This is a genomic window from Pseudomonas sp. AN3A02 (genome assembly GCF_011765255.1).
GTDB lineage: Bacteria > Pseudomonadota > Gammaproteobacteria > Pseudomonadales > Pseudomonadaceae > Aquipseudomonas.
Map to the genome: position 1 here is coordinate 202,320 of NZ_JAARNI010000004.1, position 12,613 is coordinate 214,932.

11 protein-coding genes are annotated in these 12,613 nt (G+C 60.2%); 4 read left to right on the forward strand and 7 right to left on the reverse strand.

The window, feature by feature from the left end; genetic code table 11:
* Positions 1 to 547 precede the first annotated feature (547 nt).
* Both HBJ59_RS17995 and HBJ59_RS18000 read right to left on the reverse strand, forming a co-directional pair.
* The gene (locus HBJ59_RS17995) at positions 548 to 1,402 is read right to left on the reverse strand and encodes an NmrA family NAD(P)-binding protein (protein ID WP_167664304.1); all 855 of its coding nucleotides are present in this window, start codon (positions 1,400 to 1,402) and stop codon (positions 548 to 550) included.
* Between the two features lie 96 nt (positions 1,403 to 1,498).
* Entirely contained in the window at positions 1,499 to 1,942 is a 444-nt protein-coding gene (locus tag HBJ59_RS18000) for an Lrp/AsnC family transcriptional regulator (protein WP_167664305.1), read from the reverse strand.
* 130 nt (positions 1,943 to 2,072) lie between these two features.
* On the opposite strand from HBJ59_RS18000, the gene HBJ59_RS18005 reads away from it, so the two are divergent.
* On the forward strand, positions 2,073 to 2,972 hold the full coding sequence (locus HBJ59_RS18005; protein ID WP_167664306.1) for a DMT family transporter: 900 nt from the start codon (positions 2,073 to 2,075) through the stop codon (positions 2,970 to 2,972).
* A gap of 19 nt (positions 2,973 to 2,991) precedes the next feature.
* Here the strand turns inward: HBJ59_RS18005 and HBJ59_RS18010 are convergent, their stop codons facing one another.
* Positions 2,992 to 4,980, reverse strand: a complete 1,989-nt coding sequence (locus HBJ59_RS18010; RefSeq protein WP_167664307.1) for a U32 family peptidase — start codon at positions 4,978 to 4,980, stop codon at positions 2,992 to 2,994.
* A 210-nt stretch (positions 4,981 to 5,190) separates the two neighbouring features.
* Positions 5,191 to 5,571: a RidA family protein gene (locus HBJ59_RS18015; protein ID WP_010170818.1), complete on the reverse strand. Its 381-nt coding sequence runs from the start codon at positions 5,569 to 5,571 to the stop codon at positions 5,191 to 5,193.
* A gap of 116 nt (positions 5,572 to 5,687) precedes the next feature.
* Here HBJ59_RS18015 and HBJ59_RS18020 point away from each other — a divergent pair, with 116 nt between their 5' ends.
* On the forward strand, positions 5,688 to 6,272 hold the full coding sequence (locus tag HBJ59_RS18020) for a hypothetical protein (protein WP_167664308.1): 585 nt from the start codon (positions 5,688 to 5,690) through the stop codon (positions 6,270 to 6,272).
* Between the two features lie 426 nt (positions 6,273 to 6,698).
* Complete coding sequence (locus HBJ59_RS18025; RefSeq protein WP_167664309.1) at positions 6,699 to 7,640, forward strand: cupin; 942 nt, start codon at positions 6,699 to 6,701, stop codon at positions 7,638 to 7,640.
* Here HBJ59_RS18025 and HBJ59_RS18030 read toward each other — a convergent pair.
* From HBJ59_RS18030 to HBJ59_RS18040, 3 genes are read right to left on the reverse strand one after another with little or no spacing between them, the layout of a single operon-like run.
* Entirely contained in the window at positions 7,633 to 8,547 is a 915-nt protein-coding gene (locus tag HBJ59_RS18030; RefSeq protein WP_167664310.1) for a LysR family transcriptional regulator, read from the reverse strand. The genes HBJ59_RS18025 and HBJ59_RS18030 overlap by 8 nt on opposite strands.
* 35 nt (positions 8,548 to 8,582) lie before the next feature.
* Entirely contained in the window at positions 8,583 to 9,305 is a 723-nt protein-coding gene (locus tag HBJ59_RS18035) for a FadR/GntR family transcriptional regulator (protein WP_167664311.1), read from the reverse strand.
* Positions 9,306 to 9,361: 56 nt separating this feature from the next.
* Positions 9,362 to 11,098, reverse strand: a complete 1,737-nt coding sequence (locus HBJ59_RS18040) for an IlvD/Edd family dehydratase (RefSeq protein WP_017480274.1) — start codon at positions 11,096 to 11,098, stop codon at positions 9,362 to 9,364.
* Between the two features lie 192 nt (positions 11,099 to 11,290).
* On the opposite strand from HBJ59_RS18040, the gene HBJ59_RS18045 reads away from it, so the two are divergent.
* Positions 11,291 to 12,613: an MFS transporter gene (locus HBJ59_RS18045; RefSeq protein ID WP_167664312.1), complete on the forward strand. Its 1,323-nt coding sequence runs from the start codon at positions 11,291 to 11,293 to the stop codon at positions 12,611 to 12,613.

Genomic DNA, 12,613 nt, shown 5'->3' on the forward strand with positions numbered 1-12,613 from the left:
CACAGCGGCCTACCGGCCGGCTTGAGTGTGTTGAAGCAACAGCAACAGCAAAATCAGAAGCTAAAGCGGGCACGGTCCAAATGTGGGAGCGGGCTTGCTCGCGAAGGTCGTTAACGATGACGCGGGCATCCTGATTCAACGCGGCGTTCTCAGGTTTTTCGCGAGCAAGCTCGCTCCTACAGGAAAGCAGCCCTGCTTTCGCTCTTAACACTCAAGCCGGCCGGTAGGCCGCTGTGCTCTTGCTTTTGATCTTGATCTGACTGCCCCATTCAGCCCGAGGCCGAACGCAGGTATTGCGGAGCGGGTAAACCGGCAGGACGCCGGTTTAGCCGCGCCGGGCCATGGATGGCCCGTCGCGGCGGCCCGCGGAGCAATGCCGGAGTGAGGGAACACCGAGCCTAGGCGAGGTGCCGACAGGCGGGGCAGAGCGTTTTGGTTACTTTTGCGCTTTTCAAAAGTGACCCGCTGTAAGAGCGGAACCCTAAGTGGCCGTTACCTAAATAACGGATATGTACCCAATCACTGAGCTGGCTTGCAGGCCATGGCATCAAGCTTTTGCAGCCAGTTCGCGCAGCACCTTGAGCAACGTGGTCTCACCCTTGACCACGTCCGCTTGCTCAAAACAGATCCAACCTTCGTTAAACCCATCAATCATGCGCATGCGCGGCATTGGATTCTGCGCGCCTTGCTCACGAAACATCGGCTCCCACGTATCACGAGGCACCACCTGTGCTGTCACACCACGACCAAGCACTTCGGTCAACGTGCGGGCGATGTCGTTCGGGCTGACCCACTGGCCTTCCAGCTCAACCACGCGACGCCCGCTCCAATGTTGCTGCAGCAGTTGCGCAGCGAGGCGGCCGACGTCGGCGGTGGCGATCATCGGCACGGTTTTGTCCAGCGGTTGCAGGAAGCTGTGGATCACCCCGTGTTCGCGGGCCGTGGCTACGTCGTAGGCGGCGTTTTCCATAAACCAGCCCGGGCGCAGGAAGGTCACCGGCACGTTCAAAGCGCTCAGCGCCTGTTCCATCAAGGTGCGTTGCGACAGCAGGTTCAGGTGTTCGGCCTGGGCGCCAATGGTCGACAGGCACACCACTTTTTGCGGTGCCGCCGCCTCGATGGCTTGGGCAACGGCGGCAATCACCTTGCGCGCCTTGGGGAAGCCGGGCTCCGGGTCGAAATCCGAAGGCGGCAGGATGAACACGCCGGTAGCACCCTTGAACGCTGCGGTGAGGGCGGTGGCGTCGTCCATATTGGCGATAGCGACCTCGCATCCGAGGGCGGCCCATTCGGCGCCTTTGCTGGCATCGCGAATGACTGCCCGCACGGGTTGACGATCGTTGAGGAGAAAGCGCGCCAGGGCGCCGCCGACTTTGCCTGTGATTCCGGTGATGACATACATGGTGTTTACGCCTGTTGTTTCAATGGGTGGATCAAGCATAAACACCGCTCTGCGTTGACAGAATAGCGATCCCGTCACTGCATCAGTGACTCAAAATCATGAATCACCCAGCGGTGGCAACCGGCGTTTTACCGGGGTTTTCTTGACGATGGCGGTGTTGGTTTCGGCGTACGCGTTGAGCTTATCCAGCAGTGTGTCGAGTTGGTCCATGGTGCGCACATGCAGGCGTGCGATGAAGCAGTCATCGCCGGTCACCTTGTCGCATTCGGTGAACTCGGGGATCGCCTGGATCTGGCGCTCCACCTCCTGCAGTTTCCCAGGCAGCGGGCGGATGCGCAAGATGGCCTGCAGCAGATAGCCAAAATGCTTGGGGTCAATGTCCACGGTGTAGTTCTTCAAGACGCCGCGCTCTTCCAGGCGCCGTAGCCGTTCGCCGACGCTGGGGGAGGAGAGGCCGGTGATGCCCGCCAAGGCCTTGAGGGACAGGCGCGAATCATCCATCAGCGCGGCGATCAGTTGCTGGTCAATGCTGTCAATCATGCTCGCTCCGAAAGTAATGTCTGGGGTTTGCCTAATAAGAATAGGCAAAACTCAAGGTTCGCCTTATTTAGAATCTGGAGTCACTACAAGCCAGATTGCCATAATTGAGCCTCACTTGAGGAGCTCAATCATGGACAAATCCATACGTCGCGGTTCATGGGAAATGGTCGCCGCCATGCTCATCTCCGGCACCATCGGCTGGTTCGTGCTGGTGTCGGGTGTGTCGGTGGTCGAAGTGGTGTTTTGGCGCTGTGTGATCGGCGCGCTGACGCTGCTGGTGGTGTGCGGGTTGCTGGGTTATCTGCGCCTGGGCTTGCTGAGCTACACCAAGCTCGGGCTGGCGATGCTCAGCGGCGTGGCGATTGTGGGCAATTGGTTGCTGCTGTTTGAGTCTTACGCCAGGGCTTCAATCTCTATCAGCACGGCGGTGTATAACGTCCAGCCGTTTATGCTGGTGATGCTGGCCGCGGTGTTCCTGGGGGAGAAAATTACCGTGCAAAAGCTTGCCTGGTTGAGCGTGGCTTTTGTCGGGATGTTGGCGATTGTCACTGCCCATGGCAGTCAGCAAAACACCGGGGATGACTATTTGGTGGGCGTGGCATTGGCCCTGGGCGCGGCGTTTCTGTATGCGATTGCGGCGCTGATCATCAAGCGTTTGAAAGAGGTTCCGCCGCATTTGATGGCGTTGATCCAGGTGACCACGGGCGCCTTGCTGCTGGCACCGTTGATGCAGTGGCACAGCCTGTCTGCATCAATGGATGCTTGGGCGGCATTGCTGACCTTGGGCGTGGTGCATACCGGCTTGATGTACGTGTTGCTGTATGGCGCGATCCAGAAGTTGCCGACGGCAATCACCGGGGCGTTGTCGTTTATCTACCCGATTGCGGCAATCTTTGTCGACTGGATTGCCTTTGGGCATCGCCTGGGCTGGATGCAATGGCTGGGCGTGGCGGCTATTTTGCTCGCGGCGGCGGGGTTGCAGCGGGGTTGGTGGTGGCGCTCGAAAACAGTGGTGAGCGTCACGCCGTAGCATGACGCTCACCGGCGACTCAATGTGCGCCGCGCGGGATGGTCTTGAGCAAGTCGTCCGGGCTGATATAGCCCACCACACTGCCCGGTTGCGGCAGGCCGAGGATATGGCCCTTGATCTTTCCGATCACGTGCATCTCGCAAGGCTTGCAGTCGAACTTCAGCGTCAGCACTTCGTCGCCGTGGATCAGTTGCATCGGCGCGACTTTGGTCTTCACCCCCGTCACACCCTTGGCCTGTTTAGGGCACAGGTTGAACGAGAAACGCAGGCAGTGCTTGGTGATCATCACCGGCACTTCGCCGGTTTCTTCGTGGGCTTCGTACGCCGCGTCGATCAGTTGCACGCCATGGCGGTGATAGAAGTCGCGGGCCTTCTGGTTGTAGACGTTGGCCAGGAACGACAGGTGCGATTCCGGGTACACCGGCGGCGGCGTGGTTTCCGCCTTGCGGCCGCCCCGAGGATGAGCCTGGATACGCGCCTCGGTCAGCGCCTCGATCACTTCACGGCGCAAGGCCTTGAGCTGCGAGTTCGGGATGAAGAACGCCTGCGGTGCATCCAGCTTGATCGCGGTGGCGTGGTACTGGGTGGTGCCCAGTTGACCCAGCAGGTCGCGTAGCGTTTCCAGGGCCTGTTCCGGCTTGTTGGCCACACCAAACGGGCCGGGCAGGGCAACGCTGGCGCTGATGCCTTCTTCGCTGGTGACGGTCAGTTCCAGGCGGTCTTCCTGCAAGCGGGCCACCCACGACACGCCGATACGGCGCTCGGCGGAAGTCTTGAGCAGCGCCTGCTGCCAGTTATGGTCCAGGTTGCGGTTCAACGGATGATTCGGCCGCAGTTGATGCAGGCCGGCCGGCATCTCGTTGGGCTCGACGCGGTAGCGGTAGCGCTTCTCGCCGTCTTCTTCGAACTCACCTTTAGCTTCTGCGATGTTGGCGCGGAAACCCACCACTTCACGCTTGATCAGCACATTGAGGCCGTCGCCATTGGACAGCGGCTCATGGGTGACCACTTGCAAGTCACGCTTGCCGGCTTTTTCCACCACACCCACCGGCAGGCCGGTAAAGGTCGGAGTGTCGAAGGCGCCGATGTCGACCTTGCGGTCGGTGACGAAGTAGTCGGTGCTGCCACGGTGGAAGGTCTTTTCCGGGTCCGGCAGGAAGAAATGCGCGGTGCGGCCGCTGGACGCGCGGGCCAGGTCCGGACGGTCTTCAAGAATCTCGTCGAGGCGCTGACGGTAATAGGCGGTGATGTTCTTCACATAGCCCATGTCCTTGTAGCGGCCTTCGATCTTGAACGAACGCACGCCGGCATCCACCAGGGCGCGCAGGTTCGCGCTCTGGTTGTTGTCTTTCATCGACAGCAGGTGCTTTTCAAAGGCAACCACACGGCCCTGGTCATCTTTCAAGGTGTAGGGCAGGCGGCAGGCCTGGGAGCAATCGCCGCGGTTGGCACTGCGGCCATTCTGGGCGTGGGAGATGTTGCACTGGCCGGAGAAGGCCACGCACAACGCGCCGTGGATGAAGAACTCGATGGCGGCATCGGTCTCATCGGCAATCGCCCGGATTTCTTGCAGGTTCAGCTCACGGGCCAACACCAGTTGCGAGAACCCGGCCTGGTCGAGGAACTTGGCCCGGCCCAGGGTGCGGATGTCGGTCTGGGTGCTGGCGTGCAGCTCGATGGGCGGAATATCCAGCTCCATCACCCCCAGGTCCTGGACGATCAGCGCGTCGACACCGGCATCGTAAAGCTCGTGGATCAGCTTGCGCGCCGGCTCCAGCTCATTGTCGTGCAGGATCGTGTTGATGGTGGTGAACACCCGCGCGTGGTAGCGCCGGGCGAACTCCACCAACTGCGCGATATCGCTCACGTCATTGCAGGCGTTATGGCGTGCGCCGAAACTCGGGCCGCCTATGTACACGGCATCGGCGCCATGCAAGATGGCCTCGCGGGCGATGGCGACATCGCGGGCAGGGCTGAGCAATTCCAGGTGATGCTTGGGCAAGGACATAGTTTTTTTAGTCAGGCTTGTCACGGAGGCGGGCATTGTAGCTGCGAAATGCGCTATCGACATCTATCATGCCGCTCGTGTGGGAGCCGGGCTTGCCCGCAATGCAGACACCGCGGTGTATCAGTGACACCGAGGCGATCCCATCGCAGCCTCGCTGGGGCTCGACAGCTCCCACATTTGATCACAGTGGGGTGATATAGAGCGTTTGGCTCAGGCCTTGGCGGCCATCGCCGTGACTTCAACCCGCATGCCTTCCACGGCCAGGGCTGCCACGCCCACCGCTGCACGGACTGGCCAAGGCTTGGCGAAGTAGCGTTTGTAGACTTCGTTGAACGCGGCGCGGTCGGCCATGTCGGTGAGGTAGATGGTCAAGTGCATGACCCGGTCAATCGAACTGCCGGCGCGCTCCAGGGCAACCTTGAGGGCTTGCAGGGTGCATTCGCTTTGCAGGGTGATGTCGCCCAGTTCAAGGCTGCCGTCGGCGCGGGTGGGGATTTGCGTAGAGACGAGGATGCCGTTGAAGCCGATGACGTCGGAGGAGATGGAATCCGGGTCGAGGTCGGGGGTGAAGGCGAGGTCGTGGTTGGCCATGGGGTTCTCTTGTTTGAGAGGATTGAAATGGCTGCCAGTCTATCGATTACGGGTGCGTTGAAAAAAGTTATTCTTGCCGGCTATCTCAAGACTATTGCAAGGACGTAACCCTTCAAATGCTTAAATATGCATCTGTAACCACGAGAGCCGACGCGGCCCGCCCTAAGAAAAGCATTGCCTGGTTAGTGTTCGGTTTGGTCGTTGCCGCGGGCGGCCTTATCGCTGCGCCTACACTTCAGCGTGACCCGGCTGGCTCTACAACGATGGTCACCGCCAGCTTGATAATGCTTGTGATGGTCGTTGAATGTTCGTTGAGCCGATTCATCAAAGGCTTGGTATTGATCGGCTTCGGGGTCTTTTTGCAGGCTACATACCTACCGACGTTTTTCCCTCCTATCGAGTTCCCGAACTTTTTGCAAGAAGCTGAAAATCAAAAAATAGTTTTGTTCAATTTGATGATTACCCTCGCTTGCGGAGGTGCCGGTGGCAGCTTGATTGCGGCGCACGCTGAAGTAAGCTCCAACGACCGTGCAATGTCTGCGCAATCGAATACGCAACAAACGAGCATCGACTACACAAGCCAACTGGATGAACTCGTCAAAAACGCTGAAGCGATGAATACCAAAATCAATGGGTTGATATGTATGTGCGGTGCTCTGTTTGTAATCATCGCGCTACTGCTGCTTTTTCGATCAAGCTGAGCAGACCCGTCGCCGGCCTTTGCGCGACGCGGAATTTTTAACCGGCTCGCGGTAAAGAACCAGTGAAGGGATGATTAAACTCGATTAATTAAAATTCACTACGCATGCACGCACGCTGCTGTAGTTTTAATCCTGTCTTAGCCGCTCTGCTTCGACAAAATCCTTTGGTTTGCCGCCGCAGTCTCTGCGGCGGATTTTTTATGGGCGATGATGTAGATATATTTAACTAATTTATAAAGTGGCACTTTAATAGTTGGTTTGATCAAACTATCAGTACGCGGAGGCGTGCTTGTACCTGCCCCATTTCGCATAACTGCTGTGCAGCATAAGGGATTAATCCACCGCCGCTGAATGCCTATAGTTCTTTCACCGCCGCAACCTCCCACGGGCCGTTGCGAAATCCAGCCGTAGATTGAGGTGATCATAATGAACAGCGAATTTAAGCCTGATGTGACCGATACCCAGCCACTGCACCTGCTCGACGCCGAGTACTTCGAATACAGCAAAGCCGCCAACCCCATCAGCGCCAACCTGATTACCCGCATTCCCTACCACAGCTTCCCGGCCTCGCTGTATGACAGCGGTCCGTCCCGGGTGGTCCCGCTGGACCTCAGCGAGGCACTGGGCTGCGAAGGCCCGGCGACGGGGCCGGGGCTGTGTGCGAACTTCATTCGGTTGAACGCCGGCGACACGCTGGAGCTGCAACCCAATGCCACCTCACAGGTGTTTTATGTGATTGCGGGGCAGGGCAGTGTGGTCCAGGGCGAGCATCACATCGAATGGTCCAAAGGCTGCTTCATTGCGCTACCGGGCCTGCTGCAGGCGCGTTTCAGTGCATCTGAGGATGCGCGCCTGTACTACGTGCACGATGAACCGATGTTGCGCTACTTGGGCGTGACCCGCAGTGCCGATCGCTTCGTGCCGACGCTGTATCCCGCAGAACTGGCCAATGCAAAGCTGCGTGAAGCCGCCGATGATCCCCGCGCCCAGGATCGCAGCCGTATCAGCATCCTGCTGGGCAATCGCAATTTCCCGCAGACCCGAACCGTGACCCATGTGCTGTGGGCGATGTACGGCATCCTGCCGGCCGGGTCGATTCAAAAGCCTCATCGGCACCAGTCGATTGCGCTGGATTTCATCATCGATTGCCCCAAGGGTTGCTACTCGCTGGTGGGCACCGAGCTGGAGGCCGATGGCCAGATCCGCAATCCGGTGCGGGTCGACTGGTCGCCGGGGTTGGCCTTCGTCACACCTCCAGGCTACTGGCATGCCCACTTCAACGAGTCCGACATGGAAGCCTTCCTGATTCCGATCCAGGATGCGGGGCTGCAAACCTATCTGCGGTCGCTGGATATCCGCTTCAGTTGAGACGTTTCCAGTGCGGTGTTTCGCCTAGCTGCTCGACGATAAAGTCGATGAAGCACCTCACCTTGGAGGACACGATGCGCTTGGGTGGATAAACGAACCACACCGCCGGTTCGCGGCCGGCGATCCGGATATTCCACTCAGGCAACCACACCACCAGCTCGCCGGCTTCAATGCTCTTGGCCACCAGCCAGTCGGGCAGCAAGGCAAACCCCAGGCCTTGTTGTGCGGCGATCAGCTGTGCGTCGAGGTCGTTGATGCGGATAGCGTCTTTATGCACCAACGGCGACACTTCATGCCCGTTGGCAAAAGCAACATCCGCCGCGACATCCCGCCCCAGAATCACCGGCAGCGCTGCGAGTTCCGAAGGGACGGACGGCGCCGGATGCTCCCGGCACAACCCCGGGCTGGCCACCAGCCGATAGCGCTCATCGCAAATCTTGCGTGCCTTCAAGGTGGAATCGGCCAGGGTTCCAATGCGGATCGCCAGGTCCGCGCCGGCATGAATCAGGTTGACGTGAGTGTCATCCAGCATCAGTTCCAGCTTGATCTGCGGGTAGCGGACCAGGAAGGCATTCAACGTGGGGAGGATATGGTGACGGGCAAAGGCGGGCGGCAGGTTGAGCTTGAGCACGCCCCGTGGCTGCTCGTTCAATGCGGAGGTGGCGGCCTTGGCTTGTTCCAGTTCATCCAGCACCCGGCGTGCGTGCATCAGGAACGTCTGGCCACCTTCAGTCAGGTGCAGCGTGCGCGTAGAGCGGTTGAACAAGGCGATGCCAAGGTCCTGTTCCAGGTCCTTCACGTAGCGTGAAACCGTGGAGGCCTTGATGCCAAGCCGGTCGGCGGCGCGGGAGAAGTTATTGCCCTCGGCGGCTTCGACAAAGGCGGTTAACGCAGCGAAGTAATCCAAGGGCGGCCTCGATCTTGACGGTGGGTTGCCGTGCGCTACAGCGGCGTCAGTACATTCATCACGGTATCCAGCGCCACTCGGGTATCGTCCAGTTGCACCAGGGAAGCATGCCGCGCGCCAAGGGCGTCACGGTTCTTGATCGCCGTGAGGATCGCCTTGTGCCGGGGCAGGCTGAGGCCCTGGATGTCGGGGCGACGGTTGGTGATGTTGATGGACTCGCGAAGTGGCAGCGACAGCATGTTGCACATGTAGGCCAGCAAGTCGTTGCGGGTCGCATCGGCAATTGCGCGGTGGAAGTCCAGGTCGGCCTGCAACAGCGCGTCGTGGGTCTGGGCGGTTTCCATGCCCTGGTAGGCCTTTTCGATGACGGCAATATCGGCATCGGTAGCGGTAGAAGCCGCCATGGCGGCGATTTCCGGCTCCAGGATGCGGCGTACACCGGCCAGGGTATTGAAAAACTCGCTGTGGGGCGTCGACTGCATCAGCCAGGACAGTACGTCCGGGTCCAGCAGGTGCCATTGCACCCGCGGGCGCACCACGGCGCCGACCTTGGGCTTGGAAATGACCAGGCCCTTGGCGCTCAGTACCCGCGTCGCCTCACGCAACACCGACCGGCTGACCTTGTATTCCTCGCACAAGGTCGCCTCCATGGGCAGTCGTTCTTCCGGCTTGAAGCGTCCGGAAACGATGTGCATGCCCAAGTCCTGAACGATTTGGGCGTGCATGCTCTTGCGCGGCTTGGTCGGCTGCTGATCCATAACAGGGAGGCTACTCTGGCGAAATACGCGGCATCATAGCATTGCTCCTGTCCCAATTAGTGGGAATGACGCGGCACTTCAGCGCCGCGGCAGCCCACCAGGAAGTCGAAGTCGCAGCCCTGGTCTGCCTGCAGCACGTGGTCGATGTACAACTGACGGTAGCCCCCGACAATCAGCTGTTGAGGCGGCGCAAGGTCGGCCATGCGGGCCGCCAGTTCGGCGTCCGGAATGTCCAGGTGCAGGCGGCCATTGGCGCAATCGAGTTCGATCCAGTCGCCTTCCTTGACCGTGGCCAATGGGCCGCCGGCGGCCGCTTCCGGTGCCACGTGCAGCACCACGGTGCCGTAGGCCGTGCCGCTCATGCGCGCATCGGAAATCCGCACCATGTCGGTCACACCCTGGGCCAGCAGTTTGGCCGGCAAGCCCATGTTGCCGACTTCCGCCATGCCCGGGTAACCCTTGGGCCCGCAGTTTTTCATCACCAGGATCGAGTTGGCATCCACGTCCAGCTCCGGGTCGTTGATGCGTTCCTTGTACATGTCGAAGTTCTCGAACACCACGGCACGCCCGCGGTGCTGCATCAGCTCGGGGCTGGCAGCCGATGGCTTGAGTACCGCACCCAGTGGCGCGAGGTTGCCCCGCAGCACACAAATGCCGCCGTCGGCGCGAATCGGGTTGTCGAGGGTACGGATCACTTCGTCCTGGCCGTAGATCGGCGCTTCCCGGGTGTTTTCGCCCAGGGACTTGCCGTTGACGGTCAAGGCGTTCGGATGCGGGATCAGGTTGGCTTCACCGAGGCGGCGCAGCACCGCCGGCAGGCCGCCGGCGTAGTAGAACTCTTCCATCAGGAAGCGCCCGGACGGTTGCAGGTCGACGATGGTCGGCATGCCGCGGCCCATGCGGGTCCAGTCGTCCAGGTCGAGCTCGACACCGATACGCCCGGCGATGGCTTTCAGGTGAATCACCGCGTTGGTCGAGCCGCCAATGGCCGCGTTGACGCGGATCGCGTTTTCGAAGGCCTCCTTGGTCAGGATCTTCGACAGCTTCAAGTCTTCACGCACCATCTCTACTGCGCGCATGCCCGACATGTGCGCCAGTACATAACGGCGCGCATCCACCGCCGGAATCGCTGCGTTGTGGGGCAGGGAAGTGCCCAGGGCTTCGGCCATGCAAGCCATGGTCGAAGCGGTGCCCATGGTGTTGCACGTACCTGCCGAGCGCGACATGCCGCCTTCGGCCGCGAGGAAATCGTCGAGGGTTATGGTGCCCGCCTTGACCTGTTCGCTGAGCTGCCACACCACGGTGCCCGAGCCAATGTCCTGACCCTTGTGCTTGCCGTTGAGCATAGGCCCGCCGGTGACGACGATCGCTGGCACGTCGCAACTGGCAGCGCCCATCAGCAGCGCCGGGGTGGTCTTGTCACAACCGGTCAGCAGCACCACGCCATCGATGGGGTTGCCGCGAATGGCTTCCTCCACGTCCATGCTGGCCAGGTTGCGGGTGAGCATGGCGGTGGGGCGCAGGTTCGATTCGCCGTTGGAGAACACCGGAAACTCCACCGGAAACCCGCCCGCTTCAATCACCCCACGTTTCACGTGCTCGGCAATCTGGCGGAAATGCGCGTTGCAGGGGGTCAGTTCCGACCAGGTGTTGCAGATCCCGATGATCGGTTTGCCATGGAACTGATGATCGGCAATCCCCTGATTTTTCATCCAGCTGCGGTACATGAAGCCGTTTTTATCGGCGGTACCAAACCAGCTGGCGGAGCGCAGGACGGGCTTTTTCTCGGACATGGTCGACTCTCTTATTGTAAGACTATATTGATCTAATCCCGGCTTAACATAGGCGCAAATTCGATGATTTGGAAGTATTGTTGATTAAATAGTAATACTATATAGTCCGATTCAACGAGGCTTGGCCCTGGCGAATTTCCGCGAGAGGCGACCCGCAACGCTCTATAAAAATAACAATCGGAGACTGCTCACATGAGCCAGGAACAGCGGCTGATACGTCGCATCACGCTGAAACTGATTCCCTTCCTGATCTTGCTGTACCTGATTGCCTACGTGGACCGCTCGGCCGTGGGCTTCGCCAAATTGCACATGGGCGCAGATGTCGGCATCGGTGATGCCGCGTATGGACTGGGGGCAGGGCTGTTCTTTATTGGTTACTTCCTTCTGGAAATCCCCAGCAACCTGATGCTCGACCGTTTCGGCGCGCGGCGCTGGTTCGCGCGGATCATGGTCACCTGGGGCGCCATCACCATCGGCATGGCATTCGTCCAGGGCCCCCACAGTTTCTATGTGATGCGCTTTCTGCTGGGCGCCGCCGAAGCCGGGTTCTTCCCGGGAGTCCTCTACTACATCACCCAATGGTTCCCGGTGCGCCACCGCGGCAAGATCCTCGGGCTGTTCATCCTGTCCCAGCCCATCGCCATGATGATCACCGGCCCCGTGGCGGGCGGCTTGCTCGGCATGAACGGAATCCTCGGCCTGCACGGCTGGCAATGGCTGTTCATTGTCATCGGCACCCCGGCGATCCTGCTGACCTGGCCGGTGCTGCGTTACCTGCCGGACGGGCCGCAACAGGTCAAATGGATGGACCAGGCCGAGAAGGACTGGCTCACCGGTGAACTGGCCAAAGACCTGCAAGCCTACGGCCAGACCCGGCACGGCAACCCGCTGCATGCTTTGAAGGACAAACGTGTATTGCTGCTGGCGCTGTTCTACCTGCCGGTGACCTTGAGCATTTATGGCCTGGGCCTGTGGCTGCCGACCTTGATCAAACAGTTCGGCGGCAGCGACCTGACCACCGGTTTCGTGTCGGCGGTGCCCTACATCTTCGGGATCATCGGCTTGCTGATTGTGCCCCGCAGTTCCGACCGCTTGAATGATCGCTACGGCCACCTCGCGGTGCTTTACGTGCTGGGGGCCATCGGCCTGTTCTTCAGCGCCTGGCTGACGGTGCCGCTGTGGCAACTGGCCGCGCTGTGCCTGGTGGCGTTCGCGCTGTTTTCTTGCACGGCGGTGTTCTGGACCTTGCCGGGACGGTTCTTTGCCGGCGCGAGTGCGGCGGCGGGTATCGCCTTGATCAACTCGGTGGGCAACCTCGGCGGCTACATCGGGCCGTTCGTGATTGGCGCACTCAAGGAGTACACCGGCAACCTCGCGTCGGGCCTGTACTTCCTGGCCTGCGTGATGCTGTTCGGGGTAGTGCTGACGGGTGTGGTCTACCGGCTGCTGGAGCGCAAACATGTGCTGCCGCCCGACCAGTTCGCCGCCAGCGCCCGTGGCGCCACGCGTACTTAA

What these genes read in the sequence shown, in the direction of transcription:
- HBJ59_RS17995 (WP_167664304.1), bottom strand. Translation starts at nt 1,402, where the DNA reads ATGTATGTCATCACCGGAATCACAGGCAAAGTCGGCGGCGCCCTGGCG.
- HBJ59_RS18000 (WP_167664305.1), bottom strand. Translation starts at nt 1,942, where the DNA reads ATGATTGACAGCATTGACCAGCAACTGATCGCCGCGCTGATGGATGAT.
- HBJ59_RS18005 (WP_167664306.1), top strand. Translation starts at nt 2,073, where the DNA reads ATGGACAAATCCATACGTCGCGGTTCATGGGAAATGGTCGCCGCCATG.
- HBJ59_RS18010 (WP_167664307.1), bottom strand. Translation starts at nt 4,980, where the DNA reads ATGTCCTTGCCCAAGCATCACCTGGAATTGCTCAGCCCTGCCCGCGAT.
- HBJ59_RS18015 (WP_010170818.1), bottom strand. Translation starts at nt 5,571, where the DNA reads ATGGCCAACCACGACCTCGCCTTCACCCCCGACCTCGACCCGGATTCC.
- HBJ59_RS18020 (WP_167664308.1), top strand. Translation starts at nt 5,688, where the DNA reads ATGCTTAAATATGCATCTGTAACCACGAGAGCCGACGCGGCCCGCCCT.
- HBJ59_RS18025 (WP_167664309.1), top strand. Translation starts at nt 6,699, where the DNA reads ATGAACAGCGAATTTAAGCCTGATGTGACCGATACCCAGCCACTGCAC.
- HBJ59_RS18035 (WP_167664311.1), bottom strand. Translation starts at nt 9,305, where the DNA reads ATGGATCAGCAGCCGACCAAGCCGCGCAAGAGCATGCACGCCCAAATC.
- HBJ59_RS18040 (WP_017480274.1), bottom strand. Translation starts at nt 11,098, where the DNA reads ATGTCCGAGAAAAAGCCCGTCCTGCGCTCCGCCAGCTGGTTTGGTACC.
- HBJ59_RS18045 (WP_167664312.1), top strand. Translation starts at nt 11,291, where the DNA reads ATGAGCCAGGAACAGCGGCTGATACGTCGCATCACGCTGAAACTGATT.